The following is a 25,604-nucleotide window of genomic DNA, read 5'->3' on the forward strand; positions in this document are numbered from 1 at the left end:
ATGACAGTAGACGAAGCCAACCACGCCAATACTGTCGGAAGTTCCTGGCGCAGGGTGCTGAGCCTTCTGGAACAGGACGACCGGGTCACACCCCGCCAGCGCGGTTTCGTCATCCTCGCCCAAGCCCAAGGCCTCATCGGCTCGACGCTCCTGGTAGCCGTTCCCAACGAGCTCACCCGCGAAGTCCTGCAAACGCAGGTCAAGGACGCCCTTGACGACGCCCTGCGAAGCGTGTTTTCCGATGACATCCGTTGCGCTATCGACGTCGACACGGATCTGGTGCCCATCCATGAAGAGCCGGAACCCGCCGTCGAGCTTTCCGCGTTGCCGGACCTCGCCGCAGAACCGAAGCCCCAGCCGACGCCGCCCAGCACCTCACATGAATTCGGCAGGCTGAACCCGAAGTACATCTTCGACACCTTCGTGATCGGTTCCTCGAACCGCTTTGCCCACGCGGCCGCGGTCGCGGTAGCCGAAGCCCCTGCCAAGGCCTACAACCCGCTGTTCATCTACGGTGACTCCGGGCTCGGCAAGACGCACCTGCTTCATGCGATCGGCCACTATGCCCGCAGGCTCTACAGCGGAATCCGGGTACGCTACGTCAACTCTGAAGAGTTCACCAACGACTTCATCAATTCCATCCGCGATGACGAAGGCACCAGTTTCAAGACCACGTATCGAAACGTGGATGTGCTGCTGATCGACGACATCCAGTTCCTGGCTGGCAAGGACCGGACGCAGGAGGAGTTCTTCCACACGTTCAATGCCCTCCATAACGCCAACAAGCAGGTTGTCATCACCTCCGACCAGCCTCCCAAGATGCTGGCTGGCTTCGAGGACCGGATGACCTCCCGTTTCGAGTGGGGCCTGCTGACCGACATCCAGCCGCCGGAACTGGAAACGCGCATTGCCATCCTCCGCAAGAAGGGCCTCAGCGAAGGATTGTCAGCACCGGACGACGCCCTGGAGTACATCGCTTCCAAGATCTCCAGCAACATCCGCGAGCTCGAAGGCGCCCTGATCCGCGTCACGGCCTTTGCCAGCCTGAACCGGCAGCCAGTGGATGTGGCCCTCGCCGAAATGGTCCTCAAGGACCTCATCACGGACGACGGCGCCCAGGAAATCACGGCGAAGCAGATCCTGGACCAGACGGCTGACTACTTCAAGCTCAGCATGGAAGAGCTTTGCAGCAAGTCCCGTACGCGCACCCTTGTCACCGCCCGCCAGATCGCGATGTACCTCTGCCGCGAGCTCACCGACATGTCCTTGCCGAAGATCGGACAGGAACTCGGCGGACGCGACCACACCACCGTCATCCACGCGGACCGCAAGATCCGTGAACTTATGGCCGAGCGTCGTGTGATTTACAACCAGGTCACCGAACTCACAAACCGGATCAAGCAGCAGCAGCGCGACTCCTGAGTCCACATCCCTTCGCGCACTACATACCTTATTAACAGGTGCGTGTGGATAACCCTGTGGATACTTAAGGGGACAAGCGCGCTTAATGGGCTTAAAACCCTTAAGGCATCTGTGGATCGTTAAAAACCGGGTTGGGAGTTGTCCCCATCCACACCCTGTTTAAAACCCAGTTAACGCACAGTCCGTGAACAGGGCTTAACCCCGGAACGGCGCGGCCAGACCCGGTTATCCACAGTTTCCACAGCAGTTATTAACACTACGAATCCCAAAAAATTGAAATCCCTCAAATAACAATCTCGTTCTGCGCCCACCCGAACTGGCCCCCGGCCAGATCAACGGCCAGCCTGCGGCTGTCCACATACGACGGGTGGCTGCCGCTGGGGATGGGTTAATCGCGGATCTTCCGGCTAAGCTGTCAGCAGCGCTCCCATCCTTGGGTCTGTTTGTAGTTCGTTAAGTGCGGACCATGCAGGTTCAGGTGTCGGACCGCAAAGGTTTGGTGGGTTCCAAGCAGGAATCCGCAGCTATTACATGGCAGCAGCAATGAAAGGCGGCACCCTTCCGTGAAGTTCAGAGTCGACCGCGACGTCCTGGCAGAAGCCGTTACGTGGACCGCGCGGTCGTTGTCTCCGCGGCCGCCCGTACCAGTGCTTTCCGGCCTCCTCCTCAAAGCTGAGGCTGGAACCGTAAGTCTCTCGAGCTTTGACTATGAGACCTCAGCACGCTTGGAAATCCCGGCAGATATCGCTGTGGAAGGCACAATCCTGGTTTCCGGGCGACTATTGGCAGACATCTGCCGCAGCCTGCCTTCCGCTCCGGTGGAAGTTGAGACTGACGGGAGCAAAGTCACTCTCACCTGCCGTCGAAGCAGCTTCCACCTGGCCACCATGCCGGAGTCCGAGTACCCGGCCCTTCCGGCGTTGCCCGCAATAAGCGGCACCTTGCCAGGTGATGCCTTCGCGCAGGCTGTTTCCCAGGTGATTATCGCCGCCAGCAAGGACGACACCTTGCCGATCCTCACTGGCGTACGCATGGAAATCGAGGATGACATGATCACCCTCCTCGCGACGGATCGCTACCGCCTCGCCATGCGCGAAGTCCCGTGGAAGCCTGTGACTCCAGGCATTTCGACCAGCGCCCTGGTCAAGTCAAAAACACTGAACGAGGTCGCAAAGACCCTCGGCGGCAGTGGTGATATCAACCTTGCCCTCGCTGACGATGACAGCCGCCTGATTGGCTTCGAAAGCGGAGGCCGCACCACAACGTCCTTGCTGGTGGACGGCGACTACCCCAAGATTCGCTCTCTCTTCCCGGATTCCACACCCATCCACGCAACGGTCCAAACACAGGAACTTGTTGAAGCCGTTCGACGTGTGTCGCTGGTAGCTGAACGCAACACCCCAGTCCGCCTGGCCTTCAGCCAGGGTCTGCTGAACCTCGACGCCGGAACGGGTGAAGATGCGCAGGCATCGGAGGAACTGGAAGCCCAGCTCTCTGGCGAGGACATCACGGTCGCCTTCAATCCGCACTATCTCGTTGAAGGCTTGAGCGTCATCGAGACCAAGTACGTTCGTTTCTCCTTCACCACCGCCCCCAAACCAGCCATGATCACGGCCCAGGCTGAGGCTGATGGCGATGACCAAGACGACTACCGCTACCTCGTGATGCCGGTTCGCCTCCCCAACTAGCTGGCAGATGTGGTTGTTTAGAACGTTTAGAACAACCACTAATGCGAGTCAGTTGGGCCTTCCGCAGCCACCACCACCTCCGCAGAAAAGAGTTCACCCCGTGCACATCGGACTAATCGGCCTTGGAAAAATGGGTTTCAACATGCGGGAACGCATGCGGAACGGTGGCATCGAAGTAACTGGATTCGACCGGAATCCCGACGTGACGGACGTTGCTTCCGTGGACGAACTGATCGCTGCCTTGCCCTCTCCGAAGCTCGTATGGGTCATGGTTCCGTCAGGCGGCATCACCGATGCCGTGATCACCGAACTCGGCGAAAAGCTCAGCCCGGGCGACTTGGTGATCGACGGCGGCAACTCACGTTTCACTGAGGACCAGAAGCACGCTGCTGCACTCGCTGAAAAAGGCATCCGCTTCGCGGACTGCGGGGTTTCCGGCGGTGTTTGGGGCCTGCAGAACGGTTACGGACTCATGGCTGGCGGCGCTGAGGAAGACATCGAACTGGCCATGCCGGTCTTCGATGCCCTTCGCCCTGAAGGTGAACGAGCCGACAGCTTCGTCCACGTAGGCGGCGTTGGAGCTGGCCACTACGCCAAGATGGTGCACAACGGCATCGAGTACGGGCTCATGCAGGCGTATGCCGAGGGTTACGAATTGCTGGCAGCCAAGGACATTGTCAAGGACCTCCCCGGAACCTTCCGCGCCTGGCAAAAGGGAACAGTCGTTCGCTCCTGGCTGCTGGACCTCATGGTCAAAGCACTCGACGAGGATCCGGGCCTGGCCTCAATCGATGACTACGTGGAAGATTCCGGCGAAGGCCGATGGACCGTTGAAGAGGCAATTGCCAACGCTGTCCCGGCACCGGCCATCACTGCGGCGCTCTTTGCCCGGTTCTCTTCCCGCGAAGACAACTCGCCGGCCATGAAAATGGTTTCCGCGCTGCGCCACCAGTTTGGCGGACACGCCACGCGTCCGGCGAGCTAGGCCGCGGGAGTCCAGCAGACGGCGTGTATCTTGAACATCTTTCGCTGACCGATTTCCGCAGCTACGCCCAGGTTGACCTGAAGCTCGGCCCTGGGGTTACTGTCCTGGTGGGTTCCAACGGGATCGGTAAAACCAACCTCATGGAAGCCATCGGATACTTGGCAACCCTGAGCTCGCATCGTGTCAGCACTGATGCCCCGCTCCTTCGCTTCGGCACGGAACGCGCAATGATCAGGGCCAAGCTGGTCCGAGGCGAGCAGTCCACGGTTATTGAGTTGGAAATCAACGCGGGCCGAGCGAACCGTGGCCGGATCAACCGTGGAAACCCGGTACGCGCCAGGGACATTTTGGGCATCTGCCAGACTGTGCTGTTCGCGCCGGAGGATTTGGCCCTCGTCAAGGGCGATCCTTCCAACCGCCGACGCTTTCTGGACGAACTTCTGGTGAGCCTTGTTCCGCGTCATGCTGCCACCCGCAGCGACTATGACCGCGTCCTCAAGCAACGCAACGCCCTTCTGAAATCGGCCCGGGCGGGCAAATTTACCGCAGGACATGAGGCCACGCTGGATGTGTGGGACCAGCACATGGCCCGCGCCGGTGCTGAGCTTTTGCACGCGCGGCTGGAACTCGTAGACCGCCTGCGTCCGCATTTGAACAGTGCCTACGCGCAGCTCACTGATGGTACAAAAGACGCCGGCGCGGTGTACCGCTCAACTATCCAAGGCGTACTGGACGACGACGGCGGTCCAGCCGAGCGCACAACTGAAGCTCCGGCGTCGGGCGAGGACCTCAGACTGCTGTCCGTGGACGAACTCACCGAGCGCTATATCCAGGCTTTCGCCACGTCCCGGAAGAAGGAACTGGAGCGTGGCATCTCCTTGGTGGGCCCGCACCGTGACGAATTGGAACTCGTGCTCGGCCAAGCGCCCGCGAAAGGCTATGCTTCGCACGGTGAAACGTGGTCCATGTGCTTGTCGCTACGCCTCGCTTCGTACTACGTCATGCTCGATGATGCCCGGACCGGAGGCACTGCGCCGATCCTCATTCTTGACGATGTCTTTGCCGAACTCGATGTACAGCGCCGGCGTAAACTGGCAGCAATAGTGTCCGGCGCCGAGCAGGTGCTGGTCACAGCCGCCGTCGACGCCGATATTCCTGAGGAGCTGGCCGGGCGGCGCGTAACCGTTGTTCCGGGAGGCATCGATGGCGAAGGATAGCCGCGACGGACTTCAACCCGGCCGCGATCCAGACGAAATCGATGCTGCCCAGGCCGCGCTGAACCGAATGCGCGAGGCCGCGGCGGCTCGGGGCGAAGTAAGGCAGCGCGCTCCGCGTCCCGGATCCGCGGCTAAACGCAAGGGCCTCCGCGACACCCGGGGCTTCACCCAGTTCCATGGCAGCGGACGGGACCCCTTGGGGCTGGGGAAAGTCGTTGGCCGTTTGGTAGCGGAGCGTGGTTGGACGTCACCTGTGGCCGTGGGATCGGTCATGGCCGAATGGGAAACATTGGTTGGCCCGGACATTTCTGCGCACTGCACTCCGGAGAGCTTTACTGACACCACTCTGCATGTGCGCTGCGACTCGACTGCCTGGGCGACCCAACTGCGGTTGTTGAGTACGAGCCTCTTGGAGATGTTCCGCAACGAACTGGGCGAGGGTGTGGTGACCAGTATCCAGGTGCTCGGTCCCTCGGCGCCAAGTTGGCGCAAGGGTGGGCGGAGCGTCAATGGCCGGGGACCCCGGGACACGTACGGCTGAACGGCGTGCAGGGCGTTTCAACGCCCCTGAGCCGTATAGGCCCCCATCAGGACCACCGCAGGGCCGTTTCAGATAGGGCCAGTGGCCTCCCACAGGCATATTCAGCTCTCGGCTGCCCCCGTATTTGCAAGGATTCCCGCATTTCCACGATAGAATTGGCGTAGATCACTGAGCGCCGGTGAAACGTCGTCAGGGTCCTGGAACCACTTTCATGGCTTCCGGGACCCTCTTCGTCGGAGTAAACGGCGCAATCAGTCACGTACCCTTTGAAGGCCCCGGTTCGCCGCGGCCTTCTTCGGGAACGGCCGTCATCGAATACAGAGGAGTCGAAAGCGCCTGTGGCTAACGACAATGCAGAGACCTTGGCAGTAGAGCCCGAAGAGGACACTGTTCCTAAGCCTGACACGCCCGCGGAAACACCCAGGGAGTACGGTGCCAGCGACATCACCGTCCTGGAAGGCCTCGAAGCCGTACGCAAGCGCCCGGGTATGTACATCGGTTCCACCGGTCCCCGCGGCTTGCACCACTTGGTCTATGAAGTGGTCGATAACTCTGTCGATGAAGCCCTGGCCGGCTTCTGCAGCCACATTGAAGTTACGCTCCGTGCAGACGGCGGCGTCCAGGTTGTTGACGATGGCCGCGGCATCCCTGTGGACATCCACCCCACTGAGGGCAAGCCCACTGTTGAAGTCGTCATGACCATCCTGCACGCCGGCGGTAAGTTTGGCGGCGGCGGTTACGCGGTTTCCGGTGGCCTTCACGGCGTGGGTATCTCAGTAGTGAACGCCCTGTCCCGTCGGGTCAACACTGAAGTCCGGCGGCAGGGTCACGTTTGGCGTATGTCATTCGCAGATGGCGGCAAGCCCCAGGGCGGCCTCGTTAAGGGCGAAGCGACGGACCAAACAGGGACTTCGCAGACGTTCTACCCTGACGGCACCATCTTCGAAAGCACCGAATTCGACTTCGAGACGCTTCGCGCCCGCTTCCAGCAGATGGCTTTCCTCAACAAGGGCCTGCGGATCACGCTGACCGACGAACGTCCGGTCGCCCGGGATGGTGAGGACGATCTTGATCTGGACGCGGTCGCTACCGAAGGTGAAGTTGCCGCCGAGCACCGCACCGTCGTATACCAGTACCCGGACGGACTACTGGACTACGTCAAGCACTTGAACTCGAGCAAAAAAGTGGAGATCGTCCACGAGGACGTCATCGCTTTCGAAACTGAAGACACCGAGCGGCACATTGCCGTCGAGGTCGCCATGCAGTGGACCACCGCTTACTCGGAAAGCGTCCACACGTACGCGAACACGATTAACACCCACGAGGGCGGAACCCACGAAGAAGGTTTCCGCGCCGCGATGACTTCGCTGATCAACCGCTACGCGCGGGAGAAGAGCATCATCAAGGAAAAGGAAGACAACCTCACCGGTGATGACATCCGTGAAGGCCTGACAGCAGTCATCTCGGTCAAGCTTTCCGAGCCACAGTTTGAGGGCCAGACCAAGACCAAGCTGGGCAACTCAGAGGTCAAGGGCTTCGTCCAGCGCGTCGTCACGGACCAGCTGGGCGACTGGTTGGAACGCAACCCCGGCCCCGCCCGCGACGTCATCCGGAAGGCCATTTCCGCTGCCCAGGCACGCATGGCGGCCCGCAAGGCCCGCGACAACGCCCGCCGCAAGAGCCCGCTGGAATCCTTCGGCATGCCCGGCAAGCTGTCCGACTGCTCGTCCAAAGATCCTTCGCGGTGCGAGGTGTACCTGGTGGAGGGTGACTCGGCCGGTGGCTCGGCCAAGCGTGGCCGCAACCCGGAAACGCAGGCCATCCTGCCGCTGCGAGGCAAGATCCTGAACGTTGAACGTGCCCGCCTGGACAAGGCCCTCGGCAATGCTGAAGTCCAGTCCATGATTACAGCCTTCGGCACTGGTATTGGCGAAGATTTCGATATCGCCAAGCTTCGTTATCACAAGATCGTCCTGATGGCAGACGCCGATGTTGATGGCCAGCACATCACCACGCTGTTGATGACCCTGTTGTTCCGCTACATGCGCCCGCTGATCGAAAACGGTTACGTGTATCTTGCGCAGCCGCCCCTGTACCGGATCAAGTGGTCCAACGCTGCCCATGACTACGTCTTCAGCGATCGCGAACGCGACGACACCATCCGTAAGGGTGCGGCCATGAACAAGCGCCTTCCCAAGGACAACGGCATCCAACGCTATAAGGGTCTGGGCGAAATGGACTACACGGAGTTGTGGGACACCACCATGGATCCGGACCGCCGCACACTCTTGCAGGTCACCATGGACGATGCCCTGGCTGCCGATCAGACCTTCTCGGTGCTGATGGGCGAGGACGTCGAATCGCGCCGTAACTTCATCCAGCAGAACGCCAAGGACGTCAGGTTCCTGGATATCTAGTAGCCCTACAGGGCCCGCAGATATTCCACACCTGACATATACCTGAAACGGAAAACTTAGATTATGAGTGACGAAACTCCTGAAGTCCCGGCGGAACCCACCGTCGACGACGTCGTCCTTGAAGGCGATGTGCTGACCGACCGCGTGGAGCAGGTGGACCTGCAGACTGAAATGCAGCGGTCCTACCTGGACTACGCCATGGCCGTCATCGTCGGCCGCGCCCTCCCGGACGTCCGCGACGGCCTCAAGCCGGTGCACCGTCGCGTCTTGTACGCGATGTTCGACGGCGGCTACCGTCCGGACCGCTCTTTCAACAAGTGCGCACGTGTTGTCGGTGACGTCATGGGTACCTATCACCCACACGGTGACATGGCGATCTACGACGCCCTGGTCCGCCTGATCCAGGACTGGACCATGCGTTACCCGCTGGCCTTGGGCCAGGGCAACTTTGGTTCCCCGGGCAACGATGGCGCCGCTGCTCCCCGTTATACCGAAACCAAGATGGCCCAGCTGGCCATGGAAATGGTCCGCGACATCGACGAAGAAACCGTCGACTTCCAGGACAACTACGACGGCAAGAACCAAGAACCCACCATCCTGCCAGCGCGTTTCCCGAACCTGCTGGTGAACGGTTCCTCCGGTATCGCAGTCGGTATGGCTACCAACATCCCGCCCCATAACCTCCGTGAGGTTGCCGAGGGCGTGCAGTGGGCGCTCGATAATCCCACGGCGTCACGCGAGGAATTGCTTGAGGCGCTTCTGCAGCGGATCAAGGGACCGGACTTCCCCACCGGCGCGACCATCCTGGGACACAAGGGCATCGAGGATGCCTACCGCACCGGCCGTGGCTCCATCACCATGCGCGCCGTGGTCAATGTGGAGGAACTCCAGGGCCGTACCTGCCTGGTAGTCACCGAACTGCCGTACCAGGCCAACCCGGATAACCTCGCCATCAAGATTGCCGAGCTCGTCAAGGACGGCAAAATCCAGGGCATCGCGGACCTCCGCGATGAAACCTCGGGCCGTACTGGCCAGCGACTCGTGATCGTACTTAAGCGCGATGCCGTGGCCAAGGTCGTCCTGAACAACCTGTACAAGCACACGCAGCTTCAGGACAACTTCTCGGCGAACATGCTGGCAATCGTCGACGGCGTTCCCCGCACCTTGAGCCTGGATGCCTTTATCCGGCACTGGGTGACCCACCAGATGGACGTGATCGCCCGCAGGACGCGTTACCGCTTGCGCAAGGCCGAGGAAGAAGCGCACATTCTGCGTGCACTCCTCAAGGCGTTGGACATGCTGGATGAGGTTATCGCCCTCATCCGTGCCTCGAACACCACCGAGGCAGCCCGCGAGGGACTAATGGAGCTCCTGGAGATCGATGAACTCCAGGCCCGCGCCATCCTGGACATGCAGCTGCGCCGTTTGGCTGCCCTGGAACGCCAGAAAATCCAGGACCGCCACTCCGAACTCGAAGCCATGATCGAGGAGTACAACGCGATCCTGGCTTCGGAAGAGCGCCAGCGCCAGATCATCAGCGAGGAACTCGCCGAGATTGTGGCGAAGCACGGCGATGACCGCCGGACGCACATTCTCATGGGCTTCGACGGGGACATGTCCATGGAGGACCTGATCCCTGAAGAGGAAATGGTTGTCACCATTACCCGTGGCGGCTACGTCAAGCGCACCCGAAGCGACAACTACCGGTCCCAGCAACGCGGTGGGAAGGGCATCAAGGGTGCCCAGTTGCGCGGCGACGACGTTGTGGAGCACTTCTTCGTGACCACCACGCATCATTGGCTGTTGTTCTTCACCAACCTGGGCCGCGTGTACCGTGCCAAGGCTTACGAGCTGGCAGAAGCCGGACGCGATGCCAAGGGCCAGCACGTAGCCAACCTTTTGGCATTCCAACCAGATGAGCACATCGCTCAGGTCCTTGATTTGCGCGATTACCAGCAAGCTCCGTACCTGGTGCTCGCAACCAAGAACGGTTTGGTCAAGAAGACCAGGCTTGAGGATTACGACACCAACCGTACGGCTGGTGTGATCGCCATCAACCTGCGAGACGGCGACGAGCTCGTCTCTGCCCAGCTGGTCAGCGAAACTGATGACCTCCTGCTGGTGTCACGCAAGGGCCAGTCCATCCGCTTCACTGCATCGGACGATGCCCTTCGTCCGATGGGCAGGGCGACATCCGGTGTGACTGGTATGAAGTTCCGTGAAGAGGACGAGTTGCTGGCCGCGGATGTGGTCCAGGATGGCTCATTCGTCTTCATTGTGACTGAAGGCGGCTATGCGAAGCGGACGGCCGTGGACGAGTACCGCCTGCAGGGCCGTGGTGGCCTGGGTATCAAGGTGGCGAAGCTTGCCGAGGATCGCGGAGACCTTGTAGGCGCCTTGATTGTGCAGGAAGAAGACGAAGTCCTGGTGGTCATGGAGGGCGGCAAGGTGGTCCGCTCGGCCGTCAGTGGCGTCCCGGCCAAGGGCCGTGACACCATGGGCGTCATCTTTGCCAAGCCGGACAAGAATGACCGGATTATCGAGGTCGCACGCAACAGCGAACGCGGTTTGGAAAGCGAAGAGTCCGAGGACGGACAGGACGATGACGTAACGTTGGCTGCAGAAGACGGTGCCGCAGAGGCGACCGTCACGTCAGAAACGGAAAACGACGCGGACCCGGATACTGAAACGGGCGCGGAGCTGAACGAAGACAACACCGGAGGTAACGAGTGAGTAATTCCGACTCATATCCCAAGCCGAGCACAGGTGTCCCCGGCGGACTCCGGCAGCCCTCGGGCAGCCCGCAGGCAGGAGCGCCTGCGAGGCCCCAGCAACGCCCGGGAGCCGGCTCTGCCGGCGCCGGAGCCACTGGAGCCCGGCCGACTACGGCAACCAATTCGGCCCAGCGACCAGCCGGTGCCCCTGGCCAGCGTCCCGCATCAGCTGGGCAACGTCCCGCTGGCGCTCCCGGACAGCGCCCCGCGCAGCCCGGACAGCGTCCGGCAGGCGCGCCCGGTCAGCGCCCCTCGCAGGGTGCCCCGGGCTTGGTAAAGCCGGCACCCAAGGCCAAGGTCCGCCGGGCGCGTCTCCTGGTCAGCAAGGTTGATCCTTGGTCAGTACTGAAGATGGCGTTCCTGCTCTCCGTGGCCTTGGGCATTGTGACCGTGGTTGCCGCAATCGTGCTGTGGACTGTGCTGGATCTCACAGGCATTTTCAACCAGGTGGACAGCTTGCTGGGAACCTTGGCGGGCTCTGAAGGCAGTGGCTTTGAACTGAAGAAGATCGCTTCACTCGGCCAGGTGGCTTCCTTCGCCACGATTATTGCCGTGGTGAACGTGGTCTTGCTGACTGCACTGTCGATGCTCTCCGCCGTGCTCTATAACATTTCGGCAACGTTGGTTGGCGGCATCGGCGTGACCCTGACCGACGACTAGCAAAAAACCGCGGATTCACGCCGAAAACGGTGAGATTCAACGGTCAGAATGCCTCGATTTGAGATCGGGCCGGGATGTGCTGTACAGTCATATCTCGGCCCGATGAGGCATCGGGGCGTATAGCTCAGGCGGTTAGAGCGCTTCGCTGATAACGAAGAGGTCCCAGGTTCAAGTCCTGGTACGCCCACGGAACCTAACAGGTTCAGGTAACACTGAACCGGAATGAGGTGCTTGTGAAGAAGTTGCTGGTAGTAGTCGCAGCGGCGATCGCAAGCGTCCTGGTCTATAAAAAGGCGCAGGAATCCGAAGCCCGGAAGGAACTCTGGAGCAGGTCAACCGACAAGGTCGACTAGCCACGGAGCCCGGTCCGGGACTGGCAAAAGCTGGTCCTGACATGGGGTATGATTGACGGGTTGCTTCTTATGGGGGCATGGCGCAATTGGTAGCGCACCTGCTTTGCAAGCAGGGGGTTCGGGGTTCGAGTCCCCGTGCCTCCACCATAAGAAAGTCCCGGTCAGAAATGACCGGGACTTTTGCATTTAACCCATTCACACACCTGAGGCTCCAACTGAGTCGCAGCTGAGCGCGTTTTGCGTGCTCAAAACGCGCTCAGCTGCGACCTAGTTGGGGGGGACTCTCTGCAGTGCCCGCTCCAGGAATGCCTTCAGTTCACTATCCCCCAGCACGGGAGTCACCACTCCGAGCTCCAGTGTTGGCTGCGTCTTGGCACCGGCCGCCACCAACGCAGCCTGGACGTTCCGGCGGGCTTCAGCCACCACCGGCGAATCCCCGCGCTTGGCGGCATCGAGCATGACCAAGGCCTCCTGCACTCCTCGTCCGTAGTTGGCCGCCGCCGTTGCCCAATGGGTGGCGTCCGACGCGAAGCCCGGCACCGCCATCCTCGGCAACAATTCCGGCAGCCTCTGGAGCAGCTCAGCGCGGGCCTTCAGACCGCCCGAAGGTGACCTGCCGGCGTCGTAATCCGCCCAGAACTGCTCGATGTCCCGCCGCAGCTCCGGAGCTGAGGGCGTGAGCTCATCGTCCTGCCAGTCCTGGTTGAGGTCCACGAAGGCTTTGACGGCGGCTTGGACTTCCAGATCAGGGCCGGAAATCTGATCCAGGGCGGCGTCCATGGACTTGCGGGGATCGTACGCTGGCCCATTCCACGAGAGATCGGCGTAGTTGAAGATGGCGGGGAGGGACAGGTACGGCTCAATCATTGGGTTGGTGACGATTCCGCGGACTGATTTGTACAGCTCGGAGTCGCGTCCGATCACCGGTGCCATGAAGAGGTGGTCCTGGGAAAAGTCGTTGACGGGATAGTTGTCCCAAATGAGCAGCTCCCGTGGAGAACCAGGAGTACCGTACGTCAGCCTCGCCGTCTCCGCCGAGTCCCCGCTGATCCTGTGGGAGACCACGTCTTCACCAGTCCACTGGACCACGATCCCCGGGTTCAGGGCACGGCCAAGTTCCCTCTTGTACGCATTGCTGCGGGAACCGTTGTAAAAAGTGGGAACCGTTTGAAGGGGTTGGATGTCTTCCTTCGCTGAGATGAACCGGTCATTCACGTCATTCAGGAACGAAGCCTGTGCCTTGGCCAGATTGGCCTGGCCGGAGCCGAAGTCCTTGAGGTCTTCGGCGCACTGGACCTTGGTGGCAATGTCATCGAGCGGAATCACAAAGGAACGCACACCAATCGAATACAGGGATTCCAGCTTGGCCACTGCAAAGTCAAGGTCCGCCTTGCTGGAGTAGCAGCTATCAATGCCCGGAGACAGGGCGTAAGTAAAGCGGATGTGGTTGGCCACCGCGGTATTGATGAGCTCCTGTAATTCTTTGAGTTCCGCGTCCGAGTACAGTGCCCGCCACTTCTCCCGCAGCAATGGATCATCTTTCGGAGAATAGATGTAGGTATTCATTTTTTGCCGTCCTGCGAATTCGAGGACATCGAGGCGGGCTTGATGGGACCACGGTATACCGTAGAAGCCCTCAATGACGCCACGGGTTTCCATCAACGGCCAGTCACTGACGCGGACGGCTGCCATTGACCCATCCTTGAGCAATTGGCGCATGGTCTGTACGGCATGGAAAACGCCGTCGGCATCACGGCCGGCGAGTACCGCCGTCGGGATCCCTGACGTTTTTCCGGTAGCAATGGCGTAGCCTTCGGCGCGGCCAACAGCGTCCTGGTTCTCCGCGGCGCTCTCCTTCCCCAGCTCTTTGAGTACAGGGCTTACCGTGGGATCTGCCGCGGTTCCGAGGTACACGGCCGAGCTCCCCGCTGCTGGGCTGTTCAGGGCCGCCACCGTTTCTGCCGTGCCCCCCGCCCCTGCCACCACGTCCTGGAGGGCGGCGATGGACGCTTGGTCGGTGCCAGGAGAAGCCACGATATAGACGTGGCCGTTTAAAGGAATGGGGCCTCCCGTTCCGGCACGAAGATGTTGCGGGACGGGGAAGACACTCGCGATTCCGGTCGTCTTGCCTGTCCCTGGGCCACCGGGCCGTTCCCGGGAAACCACCAACCAGCCCGTGACGACGAGAGCGATAGCCAGGGCGGCAACCGCGATCAGCAGCAGGACCGATCGCCTCCGCCTGGCTCCACCACGGACGGGTGTTGTGTTCAATCAGGTGTCCCCTTGGGCAGGCCGTCTCCGGCTCTCTGGAATGTTGAGTCAAGACAACCACACTGTCCGCGCAGCAGATAGAGGGCATGACGGGTGCCTCACCAAACTAAGGTTGATCCGTGAACCTTCTCATTTCCGCCCTGGGAGTCCTGGGTGTCGCCTCGTCAGGACCGCTGATCGCCGGGACCTTGGGTGCCACGTCAGTGACGGCGTTGGCGATCGCCTTCTGGCGGAACGCGATCGGCGCAATCGTTATGGCCGCTCCGGTGGTCATCCGCGAGCCTAAGCAATTTGGGAAAATCACCCGGCTCGAGTTTGGCTGGTGCACGGTTGCCGCCGTTGCCCTCGCCTTCCACTTCGCTTGCTTCATCACCGCACTGCAGTTGACCTCGGTAGCTGCGGCTACTGCCTTGGTCTGCCTCCAGTCGGCATGGATCGCTGTCTTCCAGTTGCTCAGGGGCACACGGCATCGTTGGCCCGTTCTGGTGGGCCTGGGGATAGCTTTTGGCGGAGTGGTGGCCATTACCGGATTCGACATGGGCTCCTCGCCGCAGGCCCTGCTGGGCGACGTGCTGGCACTGGCTGGTGGAGCCCTGGCGGGGCTGTACACCTTGGCTGGCGGCAAGGCCCGTCAATCCATGGGAACGGGCGCGTACACCACCCTCTGCTACGGAATGTGTGCCGCGATAGTTGCGGTGTTGGCTTTGTTCAGCGCCCAACCGTTGGCAGGGTTCGACGCCGGAGGCTGGCTTGGGATTCTAGCCATCACCGTTTGTGCGCAGCTGGTTGGACACACCGCCTTCAACCACTTGCTGGCCACCATGAGCCCTCTGCTGGTTTCCATGATCATCCTTCTGGAGATACCCGGCGCAGCGATCCTCGCGGCAATCTTCCTGAACGAGACATTGCCCGCCGGGACGTACGCCGGCCTTGCACTCATTCTGGTTGGCCTCGCGGTGGTTGTCGCCGGGCAGCGGCGTGGGAGAGGCGAAGCGGACCGGCGCGAGGCCGAGCTGGGAACTGACTGAGTTTCCGCCGTCGGGCTTGTATTGCCTGAGTTGACCCAGGACGGCAGGGTTGGCGCCTACAGGCCGCCGCGTCGAACGCCCTGAGCTGTGTTGGCCGTGTGGATGGCCCTTAATAGTTTGGCAGGGAAGTAGACCGAGAAGAAGACCACCATCGGCGCCTTCAGGGCCATCTTCTTGACGTTGTGTGCCTTGTACGTCCGGTCGAAGCGCGTGACGTAATAACGGTAGTCCCTGGGAGAGTCCTCAAGGCGGCGGGCAGACATGCCGGACACCATCTGCGGGCAGTACCGGACGTGGAGGTCGTGCTCGGCGAGGTGCAGTGAGAGATCAATATCCTCGTGCATCTCGTCCTTCTCATCGAGGCACGTTTCGTCGCGGATGGTCTCCCATGCCGTACGGCGGAGGGCCATGTTGGAACCAAACAGGAAATGGTACTGGTGCTTGGCCAGGCGTAGCATCAGCTGGCGCATTTTGTCGTCGGCTTTGAGACCAAAGCGGCGCATCGGCATGTCGTAGTAGACCACGGGTCCCGTAGCAGCCTGGACGGACTGATCCATGAAAGCCTTCTGGACCTGCTCAACCCAGTCAGGCTCCAGGACTGAATCGGCGTCGATGCGCCCTACGATCTCCGCCTTGGCGCTGTTGAGGCCAAAGTTCCTGGTAGGAATGAGGCCCTGCGTGGCGTCCTGCCGTAAGAGGACAATGGGACTTTCCGGGTACTCCTGCTGCATCTGGCGAACAATCCTCGCGGTGCGGTCAGTGGATAGATTGTCCACCACGATGATTTCTTCAGCAGGAACGGACTGGTAGATGGCCGCGATGAGGCACTGGCGAATGACGCTTTCCTCGTTATACGCCGGGATGACGATTGAAACCCCCGGAAGCTCCGGGACGTCCTTGAGGGCACCCGCAACGGGTCTATCGGCTGACATCACTTCAAATCTAACACCCGGCAAAGCGTCCCCAGCGAACCCTTGGGTTACAAGCTGGCAAACACTGAAGGGACCCCGGCTGAGCGGGGGTCCCTTCAGATGATGTTTCAAATTACGGCCTCATGAACGGTGGCCGATCAGAACCCTAGAGCTGAGAGTCCTTGGACGTGGAGGTGGTGTCATCGTCCTTCTGGCGGCTTGCCGCGATGTTCTTGACCGCGGTCTTGGCATCCGTTGCAACGTTGGCCGTGGAATCCTTGCCCTTCTCGAACGCATCCTTGGTTGCCTGCTCTACTTCGGCAGCGGCTTCCTTGGGCGTAATGTCGGAGGTCTCGGCTTTGGCTGGTGCAGCTGGCGTCACTGCGGCTGCAGTAGTTGTCGCCGCTGTGTCAGTTGTAACGGGGGTGTCAGTGGGCACCGCTGACGGGGTCGCGTTGACCGGGGCCGGGGTCTTCCAGGGGTCCTCGACTGGCTTGGAGGCCTTCCACGCCGCGACACCGGCAGCAACCGCTGCTGCAATGACCGTGACAACCAGCCATCCGCGCTTCTTCGGCTTCTGCTGCGCACCCAATTGCTGGGAAACAGCCTTGCTGGTCTGGTCCGCAACTGCCTTGATCTGCTTGCTGGTGGCTTGCGCTTGCTCCTGCACGCTGTGAACCACACCGGAGTCCACCAGCTTTTGCGCAACGGCATCCACTTGGGCGGGTGCGTTCTCAAGGACTTGGTGAACAGCTACAGAAGCGTGGCCCAACTGCTCGGACAGTTTGGGAAGGTATTCCTCCACAACCTTGTCCCGGGCGTGTCCAAGGACTGGAGTGGCTTTGTTGAGCGTTTCCTGGATCTTGGGCGTTGCGTCCTCCACAGCGTCATGGATCTTTGGCGCGAGGTGCGCCAATCCATCCTGAAGCCGCGGCGTAACAGTTGCCACGCCGTCGGCGAGGTTGTGCGCCGCAGACTTCAGTCCCTCCTGGATCTTGGGGGAAGCGGTATCAATGCCGTGCTGAATACGGGGAACAGCCCAATTGACGGCTGCTTCCACGCGGGGCGCCGCCCAGTCGCGGGCGTTATCCACACCAGCCGCAACGGAGTGTTCAAGGTCGCGGGCAATACGGTCTGATTTCTTCACAACTACCTCCCGATACACATGCTCGTTTGAAGCTAGCCTACGTGTCTTGAGGAACACCGGCTATTCATCTGCAGGATTCTTCCCGGATTTCACCCAGCGCGGAACCGGCTTTACAGCCACACCGGCGTTGACCCTGCATGAAAGAATGGGGCCATGACCATCGCAACCGCAAAAGCAACGATCCACACGAGCCTCGGCGACATCAAGGTTGACCTCTTCGGCAACCACGCGCCCAAGACGGTGGCCAACTTCATTGGCCTCGCTACGGGCGAAAAGTCCTGGACCCACCCGGAAACCGGCGAAGACAAGACGGGTACGCCCCTTTACGACGGCACGATCTTCCACCGCATCATTAAGGACTTCATGATCCAGGGTGGCGATCCCCTGGGCCGTGGCGTTGGCGGACCGGGCTACAAGTTCGATGACGAAATCCACCCCGAACTGACCTTCAACGCTCCCTACAAGCTGGCCATGGCAAACGCTGGAATCCAGATGGGCAAGGGCACCAACGGGTCACAGTTCTTCATCACCACGGTCAACACCGACTGGCTTTTCGGCAAGCACAGCATCTTTGGTGAGGTAGCCGACGAGGAATCCCGCAAGGTTGTTGACGCCATTGAGGGCGTCCGCACCGGCATGGGCGACCGCCCCGTTGAGGACGTCGTCATCAACAGCATCGACATCGAACAGCTCTAACTACAGGCCGAACCAGAGCCAATGAGTTACGGAATCCCGTCGGTAGAGCCGTCCGCTGCCATCCCGGTGTGCCCACGGCACCCGGACAGGCCCTCCTATGTGCGGTGCCAGCGCTGCGGGCGCCCCGCGTGCCCGGAGTGCCAGCGGGCGGCCGCCGTCGGGTTCCAATGTATTGACTGCGTCAACGAACAAAAGCGCACGACGCCGACATACCGCTCGCCCTATGGCGGTGCCTTGGCAACCGGCCGGCCTTTGGTGACGTTTACGATCATCGGCTTGTGCGTGCTGGTTTACGTCCTCCAATGGATTGTGCCGGATGATGCGGTATTCCAGAATTTCGCGTTCGCAAATTTCGCGGCTGCCAGTGAGCCGTGGCGGATGCTGACGGCGGCCTTCCTTCACTCGCAAGGGTTCCTGCTCCACATAGTCCTGAACATGTACACGCTGTGGATCTTCGGACAAGCCCTTGAGCCTTTGCTCGGGCGCATCCGGTTCCTGGCCGTGTACCTGCTCTCTGCGGTCGGCGGCTCCGTGGGCTATCTGTTGTTGACTCCCACGTTTCCAGTGGTGGGCGTGGTGGGAGCTTCCGGCGCCATCTTCGGACTCTTCGGAGCCATGCTCGTGGTGCAGCGTCACCGCGGCGGTGAAACTAAACAACTATGGATCCTGATCGCCATCAATGGCGCCATCGGCTTCTTTGTTCCCAGCATTGCCTGGCAGGCCCACCTGGGTGGCTTGATCACTGGCGGCCTCGCTGCCGCTGCCATCGCATATGCCCCGCGGGGCAAGAACCAAGCCCTGTTGCAAGCAGGCGGACTCCTCCTCGTGGCAGGCCTTTTAGCCGTGGTCGCGTGGTTCCGCGTCACTGCCGGTTAGTTGCAACACTTCCCCCAACTGTGACCGGTTGCCGCAGTATCGTCCTGAGTTTCTCCGGTGCAGTACGGCGAGGGTCGCTGAGGTAGATCTCGTGATGCCTCCCCGACATCGTTAGGGACTCCCCAGGAATGAAGCTGTTGTGCATTTCCGCGAGCACTGGGCCCTCGTCGTCGTAAGGGCCTATGTGAAGGGTCTGGACGCTTAGCCCTTCATCGAATGTTTCCAATCGAAGACCGTCAATTGCCGGCCCTTGGCCCTTTTGGCTGACGATCCGACGCGCTTCCTCGAAGTGCTCTTGAGTGAGCCAATCGGGGACCAAATTCATCAGGGTCCAATCCCAACGCGACTTATCCCTGGCGCTTGTGAAAGCATCCATGTCTTCGGCTGACCAGAGCCCTTCCAGAGGCATCACCGTGTAGTCGCGACCCAACTCCTGTTTGCTGAAGAACTTCATCTTGTAGGCGACCGGATAGATGGCGGTCAGCGCATCCCTGTAGTCCTGAGCGGTGTTTGGATCGCCATGGCCGTCGATCATCAGGAACTGTAGGGCTGGAACCGTCACCACGGAAAACCTGCCTTGCGAAGCAGTGTAGGTATCGATCTGCTTTTTGAGGTCGACTTTCATCACAAGCGATCCAACTCCCCTACTGTCGCGTTCCTCAGGTTATCCACAAGTGTTGTCCACAGTGTGCGTAACTTACATCCGTGTAGTTAGGTATCCAGAGTGCCATGCGGCCTGTCAGGGCGGTAGATATCCCCCGAATGGCATGAATTCATCCACAGCTGTGGATAAGTTCGACCCACATCCTGGTTGGTTTGTGGACAAACTCGCCATTCTTGGGAGATCTGTGGATAAACCTGTTAATGAGCGCCCGGAGCGGGCTCTATCAACAGCCTTATCAACAATGTTAATAACTTACACACGTGTAGTTCAGGACGTGTTTGGCACCTTTTAGGCTGCAAGCGCGCGGATCCACGCTCGGAAACCCACAAGTTTTCCCCACCTGTGGATAACTTGGGGTTAGGGGGGTGTTGTTAAGTGGGTAACTCCCAGGGCTATGTCAGTGACCACACGTGCATGGAGCCGTCTTCGGATAGCATTTGGCTTGGCTTCGTCCGGTGAAACGATGGTTGAGTACATCCGTCAACACGTGGCTCGTGAACGTTCAGTGAAGACACAGCCACTATCCACAGCGTGATGCACAGTGGGTATAACTAGGCTCCGGTTGATCGGGTAGTCCCGGATCGGCGCTGCGATAGGGGTTTCTGCGGAAAGTACGTGGATGTCCACAGAACTTATCCACGCCTGTGGAAAAAGTTACGCACTTCTGTGGAAAAGGACTGTGGGTTCTGCGGGCAGGAGGAAACCCTACTGCGGGCTTTGCTCCAGCCAGACGCCTGACGTGCCCCGTCTGTGGCTATCCACCAAGTGTGTGTCGATGATCCCCACTGCTTCCATCAGTGCATACATGGTGGTTGGGCCGACGAAAGCGAAGCCTTTCTTCCGGAGGGCTTTGGACAAAGCAACGGATTCGGGCGATGTGGTGGGAATGTCTGCGAAGGATCGGGGCGCCGGAGTGGTTTCCGGCTTGAAGGACCACACGAAGTCCACTAATCCGCCCTCTGCCCGGAGGGCGATGGTGGCCTTGGCGTTGGTGATGGCGGCCTGGATCTTCAGGCGGTTCCTGACGATGCCGGCGTCCAGCATGAGCCGCTCCACATCCGCGTCTGTGAAAGCAGCGACGCTTTCGGGGTGGAAATCCAGGAAGGCCTTCCGGAAAGCATCCCGCTTCCGCAGGATGGTTGCCCATGACAGGCCCGCCTGGAATGCCTCCAAGCTGATGCGCTCGTACATTCCTTGCTCGTCCCGGACGGGCATACCCCACTCGTGATCGTAGTAAGCCTGCATCAGCGGGTCCGAGGCAGCCCACAGCGGCCGCGCCAGGCCGTCCTGGCCGATGATGATGCCGGTTTCTTCCGTGGTCATGATTGCTCCTCTGCGGCCGTCACGCGGACGACGACCCCTGCTACTGCCTTTACGGATATTCTGCCCATTACCTGTGACAATCTAGCCGCGACGATCCAGTTCCCTAGGACAACCCGGTTACACGCATGGTGATATTGATACGTCCGTGGGAGAGTCCACATCCGTCTGGGCAGGTTCCCGGGAGGACTTTCGGGATGCCGTGATACGCAAACCTTGATGGTCCGCCGAAAACGAAAAGGTCCCCCGAACGGAGTTCGACGTCCGTATATGGCTTGGTACGGGTCTGCGTGTTGCCGAAGCGGAACAGGCACGTCTCCCCGATGCTGAGCGACACCACCGGAGCATCGGATCGTTCGTCCTTGTCCTGATGCATGCCCATGGCGGCGCCACGATCGTAGAAGTTCACCAGCGCGGCATCGGGTGTGTAGTGGACGGCGAGTTCGGCCAGAGCCTGATGGCTTTCAGCTCCGGTGGAGTAAGCAGCGGATACCGCCTTCCTACCCAAGCGAAGCATCCACTCAGGGAATTCGAGTACGGGGCGGCCGTTCACATCCGTAGCTTCCCGCGTATAGCGGTAGGGCTGCCAATGCCAACCGAGGCAAACGGTCCGGACAGACATCTGGTGCCCTCCTGGCAGTGTGGCCGCCCGAAGGGGCACCGGGCCCTGGGTCCATTCGCCAAAGCGTTGCACGATCCACCGCTGCTGCTCCAGATTGAGCCAGCCCGGCACATGCACTGCGCCGGGCGCTATGACACGAGGGCCCTCGTGGTTGGTGTCAGGCTGGACAAGAGCCAACGGAAACAGGGCGTCGTCACTCATGCCGCAGCCTCTAGCGTGAGGAGCCTTCGTTTTGCCTCGGTGCCGCCGAGGTAACCGCCGAAAGTGCCATCCGATTTCACCACGCGGTGGCATGGCACAATGACTGGCAGCGGGTTGGTAGCGCAGGCAGTTCCGACGGCGCGGACGGCTTTGGGGCTCCCGGCAGCCTGGGCAACCTGTGCGTAGCTTTCCGTCCTACCGTAAGCGATCTGCGGCAGATGGTGGAGGACGTTCAGGCGGAACCCGCGGGCCAGTTGGAAGTCCAGGGGAAGGTTGAAATCCTTGCGGGTGCCGCTGAAATATTCGTCCAACTGGCGGGCGGCGGCCTCAAGTTGGGAAGGTGCATGCAGGATGCGGGGGCTGACCGTGTTGGCCAGCAACTGCAATACGGCCTCGTGGTTCTCAAGCTCGAACGCTACGCGGACCACGCCATGCTCCGTAGCCGCCAAAAGCAACTTGCCTACGGGCGAGTCCACCACCGAGTACGCGATGTCCAAGGAATGGCTTTCCTGGGCAGCGCGGACAAGCCTCGCGTGGAGGCTGGACAGGGCGGGTTCGATTCCAGCGTCGAGGGGTTTAAGGAACATGGCAACCTCGGCGTGGTCCGGGAGTGATTCAAGAGTCATCGGATTTCTCCTTTCGCCGATGCTGGGACGGATGATTTGGGAACCAGGAAAGATTGGATGGATTCGGGCTCTTCGCGCAGGATGGCGCGGAGCGCTTTCACACCATCGGATCCCGCACGGCGGGCGGCTTCCGGTGTGCCGCCCAACAGGGCTGCAATGTCGCGATAAGGAAGACCAGCCAAATAGTGGTAGGCCACTGCCTGGCGCTGTTTAGGCGGTAACTGCCCGACGGCGTTGAGCAGGTCCTCCTGGCTGTCACCCGGGATGCCAATCCGGGAAGGCCGCTCAGGGGGTTGGTCTACAGGCAACGCGCGGCGAGTGCTGGAACGGATGAGGTCAATGCATTTCCGGTGGGCAATAGTGACGAGCCAGGCCTCGAGATTGGCATCTGCAGGGAGATCGGGATAAGCCTGCAGAGCCGCAAGAAACGTTTCGGACCACGCGTCGTCGGCCTCGTGGAGGCCCACGACCGCACGGCACACCCGGAGCACAGTGGCGCCGTGTTCCTGGACAACTGCTTCGAACGGCCTCTTGGTGTGGGCCGGGTGCCGGCGCTGCATCAGAAGAGCTTGCCCTCTTTCACGACGGCTGGCTCTTCGAGCTCCAGAAGGAACCGCTTGTTGCGCAGTCCTCCCGCGTAGCCGGTGAGTTGCCCGTTACGTCCCACCACGCGGTGGCACGGAATGATGATGCTTATCGGGTTCCGGCCCACTGCGGATCCAACAGCCTGGGCCAAGTGGGGATCCCCCATCTCAAGAGCCAGTTCACCGTAGCTAACGGTTTCCCCAAAAGGAATGTGCTGGAGCCGCTGCCAGACCTTCTCTTGGAAAGCATTGCCGCGGGCCTCAAAAGGAACGTCGAATTGAGTGCGCTTTCCTTCGAGATACTCGCCGAGTTGGACACGGGTCTGATCGAAGAGCGGCTCTTCGATCCCTGCAGGGATTCCAAAGTAGTCCGGCGGAGGCATATGCCAGTGGCCTTCGTAAAAGATCCCCGTCAAAAACTCCCCGCGGGCAGTCAGCGTCAACTGCCCCAACGGGGAATCCATGGTGGTGTGCCTGGTGTTCATATCCTGTAGACGTTCGCGGGCACCGAAATGTGAGGTGTGGGATTCCTAGGCGCGCCAGCGCGTAGTCATGAGGAATCCGATGATCGCGATGCCGAAGCCGGCAACGATGTTCCACGAAGCCCATTCCTGTACGGGAAACTTGCCCTCGGTGATGTAGTACGTGATGATCCAGATCAGCCCAAGGATCATCAGGCCGAACATGACCGGCTTGTACCAAACGGGATTCGGCTTGTACTGCTGTGCGGCGGAAGTCTGCTGGGCCTGACGGGCAGGCCGCTTGCGGGGCTTGGACTCGGGCACGGATCCTCCTTGGCTGTTTCATTGAAACCCGATGCCGCTGGCCTTGGTATCCTGCAGGAAGGAAAAATTCCAGCGGTCAACGGCCACGCGATGCTCCGGGTTGTTACTAGCTGTCAAGTCTAGCCGCAACCAGGGTAGGCCAACGCCGCCCGCGCCCGATACGAGGAGACCCTGTGGCGGACCAGCAGACGACGGCGGCCGCCGCCGTGCCGTCCGCCCGCGGGACCCAGGGAAAGCCTCCCCGTCCCCGGCTTACTGCCTCATACGTTGTCCGCAAAATCAGCCAGGTGCTGGGCGAGTTGCTCATCACTGCGGGCATTGTCCTGCTTCTTTTTGTGGCGTGGGAGCTGTGGTGGACCAACGTGGAAGCCGACGCCAAGCAGACCGAAGCCGTGAAGAGCTTTGCACAGGAATTTGCAGGACCGGTAGCGCCTGCCAGCGACGAGGCCACAGACTACGGTCCGCCTATGGTCGGCACAGCACCCGCACATGGGGAAACGATTGGGATCATGTACATCCCACGTTTCGGTCCGGACTACACGCGGCCCATTATCGAGGGAACGGACCCGGATGTCCTGGACACACTGGGCCTTGGACACTACGGAAACACGAGCATGCCCGGAGCCCTGGGCAACTTTGCCGTAGCGGGACACCGGCAAACACACGGCGCTGTACTGGATAACATCCACACCTTGGCTCCAGGTGACAAAATCTACGTCCAGACTTCAGACGGCTATTACACCTACGTCTTCCGCAACAACCAGATTGTGTTGCCCAGCCAAACCGACGTCCTGATGCCGGTCCCAACACAACCCGGAGTCACACCCCGAGAAAGCATCCTGACCATGACCAGCTGCAATCCCCGGTTCGGATCCCAGGAACGCATCATTGCCTACTCCGTCCTTGAGGGATGGCAACCGGCCTCAGCCGGACCGCCGTCGGAAATCGCCGCCCAAGTAGCCAAAACCCAAGGAAAGGGGTAACGGATGTACGCCTGGATCTTTCGGAATTTGCCCGGACCTTTGTGGCTGCGGATACTGACATCGGTGGCGCTTGTGGCCGTAGCCCTCGTCCTGATGGTGGAGTTCCTCTTCCCGTGGTTCTCCCAATTCACTTCTTTGACCGACTCAACGATTGGTTAGTGCAGCAGCCATGAGCTCAACAAAAATCCTCGTCGTGGACAATTACGACAGCTTCGTCTACACCCTGGTGGGCTACCTGCAGGAACTTGGCGCCGAGACAACAGTGGTCCGAAATGATGACGTGACACTCGCGGAAGCCAAAGAGCTTGCCGCGGCCCGCGACGGAGTCCTTATCTCACCAGGTCCAGGTACGCCGGCGGAGGCCGGCGTCTGCATCGAGCTCATCAAGTGGTGCGGTGAGGCCGCCAAGCCCATGTTCGGAGTTTGCCTCGGCCACCAGGCGCTTGCCGAAGCTTATGGTGGCGTGGTCACCCATGCTCCTGAGCTCATGCACGGCAAAACCTCGCCCGTGCAGCACGAGGGCAAGAGCGTCTTTGCCGGGCTTCCGTCGCCCGTTACGGCAACGCGCTACCACTCACTTGCTGCGGTTCGCGACTCGATCCCCGATGTTCTGGAGATCACCGCCGAGACCACCAACGGTGTAGTTATGGGCCTGCAGCACAAGACGGCTCCCCTCTGCGGTGTGCAGTTCCATCCGGAATCGGTCCTGACTGAGGGCGGCTACCAGATGCTGGGCAACTGGTTGGAGTCGCTCGGCATGACCGGTGCCGCTGAACGTGCTTCGAAGCTGAGCCCTCTGATCCAGCACTGACGTGCGGCTGCTGAGCCGGACG

General features: G+C 60.6%; 25 protein-coding genes and 2 tRNA genes. 17 read left to right on the forward strand and 10 right to left on the reverse strand.

Going from position 1 to position 25,604, the window contains the following annotated elements; translation table 11 throughout:
• The 11 genes from dnaA (at position 1) to LDN75_RS00055 (ending at position 12,204) form a co-directional block, all read left to right on the forward strand.
• Entirely contained in the window at positions 1-1,422 is a 1,422-nt protein-coding gene (gene dnaA, locus LDN75_RS00005) for a chromosomal replication initiator protein DnaA (RefSeq protein ID WP_223935181.1), read from the forward strand.
• 563 nt (positions 1,423-1,985) lie between these two features.
• Entirely contained in the window at positions 1,986-3,110 is a 1,125-nt protein-coding gene (dnaN, locus tag LDN75_RS00010; protein WP_223935182.1) for a DNA polymerase III subunit beta, read from the forward strand.
• A 100-nt stretch (positions 3,111-3,210) separates the two neighbouring features.
• Entirely contained in the window at positions 3,211-4,095 is an 885-nt protein-coding gene (gene gnd / locus LDN75_RS00015) for a phosphogluconate dehydrogenase (NAD(+)-dependent, decarboxylating) (protein WP_223935183.1), read from the forward strand.
• A gap of 23 nt (positions 4,096-4,118) precedes the next feature.
• Entirely contained in the window at positions 4,119-5,312 is a 1,194-nt protein-coding gene (gene recF, locus LDN75_RS00020) for a DNA replication/repair protein RecF (protein WP_223935184.1), read from the forward strand.
• Complete coding sequence (locus LDN75_RS00025) at positions 5,299-5,853, forward strand: DciA family protein (protein WP_223935185.1); 555 nt, start codon at positions 5,299-5,301, stop codon at positions 5,851-5,853. Before recF ends, LDN75_RS00025 begins: the two co-directional genes overlap by 14 nt.
• A 338-nt stretch (positions 5,854-6,191) precedes the next feature.
• Positions 6,192-8,270, forward strand: coding sequence for a DNA topoisomerase (ATP-hydrolyzing) subunit B (gyrB, locus tag LDN75_RS00030; RefSeq protein ID WP_223935186.1), 2,079 nt, complete (start codon positions 6,192-6,194; stop codon positions 8,268-8,270).
• Between the two features lie 63 nt (positions 8,271-8,333).
• Positions 8,334-11,003: a DNA gyrase subunit A gene (gene gyrA, locus LDN75_RS00035; protein ID WP_223935187.1), complete on the forward strand. Its 2,670-nt coding sequence runs from the start codon at positions 8,334-8,336 to the stop codon at positions 11,001-11,003.
• Complete coding sequence (locus LDN75_RS00040; RefSeq protein WP_223935188.1) at positions 11,000-11,704, forward strand: DUF3566 domain-containing protein; 705 nt, start codon at positions 11,000-11,002, stop codon at positions 11,702-11,704. The genes gyrA and LDN75_RS00040 overlap by 4 nt, the downstream gene beginning before the upstream one ends.
• Before the next feature lie 113 nt (positions 11,705-11,817).
• A tRNA-Ile gene (locus LDN75_RS00045) sits at positions 11,818-11,891 on the forward strand.
• 46 nt (positions 11,892-11,937) lie between these two features.
• Positions 11,938-12,057 (forward strand): DLW-39 family protein, encoded by a 120-nt coding sequence (locus LDN75_RS00050; RefSeq protein ID WP_223935189.1) that lies wholly within the window; start codon positions 11,938-11,940, stop codon positions 12,055-12,057.
• Between the two features lie 71 nt (positions 12,058-12,128).
• Positions 12,129-12,204 (forward strand) — tRNA-Ala (locus LDN75_RS00055).
• A 120-nt stretch (positions 12,205-12,324) separates the two neighbouring features.
• On the opposite strand, the gene LDN75_RS00060 is transcribed toward LDN75_RS00055, so the two are convergent.
• Positions 12,325-14,328: a beta-N-acetylglucosaminidase domain-containing protein gene (locus LDN75_RS00060; protein WP_223935190.1), complete on the reverse strand. Its 2,004-nt coding sequence runs from the start codon at positions 14,326-14,328 to the stop codon at positions 12,325-12,327.
• Between the two features lie 119 nt (positions 14,329-14,447).
• On the opposite strand from LDN75_RS00060, the gene LDN75_RS00065 reads away from it, so the two are divergent.
• The gene (locus LDN75_RS00065; RefSeq protein WP_223935191.1) at positions 14,448-15,356 is read left to right on the forward strand and encodes a DMT family transporter; all 909 of its coding nucleotides are present in this window, start codon (positions 14,448-14,450) and stop codon (positions 15,354-15,356) included.
• A gap of 56 nt (positions 15,357-15,412) precedes the next feature.
• Here LDN75_RS00065 and LDN75_RS00070 read toward each other — a convergent pair whose 3' ends face one another.
• Both LDN75_RS00070 and LDN75_RS00075 read right to left on the reverse strand, forming a co-directional pair.
• Positions 15,413-16,288: a glycosyltransferase family 2 protein gene (locus LDN75_RS00070; RefSeq protein WP_223935192.1), complete on the reverse strand. Its 876-nt coding sequence runs from the start codon at positions 16,286-16,288 to the stop codon at positions 15,413-15,415.
• 145 nt (positions 16,289-16,433) lie between these two features.
• A complete protein-coding gene (locus tag LDN75_RS00075; protein ID WP_223935193.1) occupies positions 16,434-17,414 on the reverse strand; it encodes a hypothetical protein in 981 nt (326 codons plus the stop codon).
• A 153-nt stretch (positions 17,415-17,567) separates the two neighbouring features.
• On the opposite strand from LDN75_RS00075, the gene LDN75_RS00080 reads away from it, so the two are divergent.
• A complete protein-coding gene (locus LDN75_RS00080; RefSeq protein WP_216924370.1) occupies positions 17,568-18,110 on the forward strand; it encodes a peptidylprolyl isomerase in 543 nt (180 codons plus the stop codon).
• 21 nt (positions 18,111-18,131) lie between these two features.
• Positions 18,132-18,986: a rhomboid family intramembrane serine protease gene (locus LDN75_RS00085; protein WP_223935194.1), complete on the forward strand. Its 855-nt coding sequence runs from the start codon at positions 18,132-18,134 to the stop codon at positions 18,984-18,986.
• Here LDN75_RS00085 and LDN75_RS00090 read toward each other — a convergent pair.
• The 7 genes from LDN75_RS00090 to LDN75_RS00120 all read right to left on the reverse strand — a co-directional run bounded on the left by LDN75_RS00090 (position 18,973) and on the right by LDN75_RS00120 (position 23,788).
• Complete coding sequence (locus LDN75_RS00090; RefSeq protein ID WP_223935195.1) at positions 18,973-19,611, reverse strand: GyrI-like domain-containing protein; 639 nt, start codon at positions 19,609-19,611, stop codon at positions 18,973-18,975. The genes LDN75_RS00085 and LDN75_RS00090 overlap by 14 nt on opposite strands.
• Positions 19,612-20,355: 744 nt before the next feature.
• Positions 20,356-20,973, reverse strand: a complete 618-nt coding sequence (locus LDN75_RS00095; protein ID WP_223935196.1) for a DNA-3-methyladenine glycosylase I — start codon at positions 20,971-20,973, stop codon at positions 20,356-20,358.
• Positions 20,974-21,076: 103 nt separating this feature from the next.
• Entirely contained in the window at positions 21,077-21,793 is a 717-nt protein-coding gene (locus LDN75_RS00100; RefSeq protein WP_223935197.1) for an alpha-ketoglutarate-dependent dioxygenase AlkB, read from the reverse strand.
• A complete protein-coding gene (locus LDN75_RS00105; RefSeq protein ID WP_223935198.1) occupies positions 21,790-22,419 on the reverse strand; it encodes a methylated-DNA--[protein]-cysteine S-methyltransferase in 630 nt (209 codons plus the stop codon). Before LDN75_RS00105 ends, LDN75_RS00100 begins: the two co-directional genes overlap by 4 nt.
• Positions 22,416-22,979 carry an RNA polymerase sigma factor gene (locus LDN75_RS00110; RefSeq protein ID WP_223935199.1) on the reverse strand — a complete coding sequence of 188 codons (564 nt, stop codon included), beginning with the start codon at positions 22,977-22,979 and terminating at the stop codon, positions 22,416-22,418. The genes LDN75_RS00105 and LDN75_RS00110 overlap by 4 nt, the downstream gene beginning before the upstream one ends.
• Positions 22,979-23,488, reverse strand: a complete 510-nt coding sequence (locus LDN75_RS00115; protein ID WP_223935200.1) for a methylated-DNA--[protein]-cysteine S-methyltransferase — start codon at positions 23,486-23,488, stop codon at positions 22,979-22,981. Before LDN75_RS00115 ends, LDN75_RS00110 begins: the two co-directional genes overlap by 1 nt.
• 45 nt (positions 23,489-23,533) lie before the next feature.
• Positions 23,534-23,788, reverse strand: a complete 255-nt coding sequence (locus LDN75_RS00120) for a cell division protein CrgA (RefSeq protein WP_223935201.1) — start codon at positions 23,786-23,788, stop codon at positions 23,534-23,536.
• Positions 23,789-23,946: 158 nt separating this feature from the next.
• On the opposite strand from LDN75_RS00120, the gene LDN75_RS00125 reads away from it, so the two are divergent.
• Genes LDN75_RS00125 through LDN75_RS00135 form a run of 3 tightly spaced genes read left to right on the forward strand, consistent with a single transcriptional unit; the run spans position 23,947 to position 25,582 of the window.
• Positions 23,947-24,771, forward strand: coding sequence for a class E sortase (locus LDN75_RS00125; protein ID WP_223937680.1), 825 nt, complete (start codon positions 23,947-23,949; stop codon positions 24,769-24,771).
• 3 nt (positions 24,772-24,774) lie between these two features.
• A complete protein-coding gene (locus LDN75_RS00130) occupies positions 24,775-24,930 on the forward strand; it encodes a hypothetical protein (RefSeq protein WP_223935202.1) in 156 nt (51 codons plus the stop codon).
• 10 nt (positions 24,931-24,940) lie between these two features.
• Positions 24,941-25,582, forward strand: coding sequence for an aminodeoxychorismate/anthranilate synthase component II (locus tag LDN75_RS00135; RefSeq protein WP_223935203.1), 642 nt, complete (start codon positions 24,941-24,943; stop codon positions 25,580-25,582).
• The last annotated feature ends 22 nt before the right edge of the window (positions 25,583-25,604 follow it).

Origin of the sequence: Arthrobacter sp. StoSoilB5, assembly GCF_019977235.1 — a bacterium.
Taxonomy (GTDB): domain Bacteria; phylum Actinomycetota; class Actinomycetes; order Actinomycetales; family Micrococcaceae; genus Arthrobacter.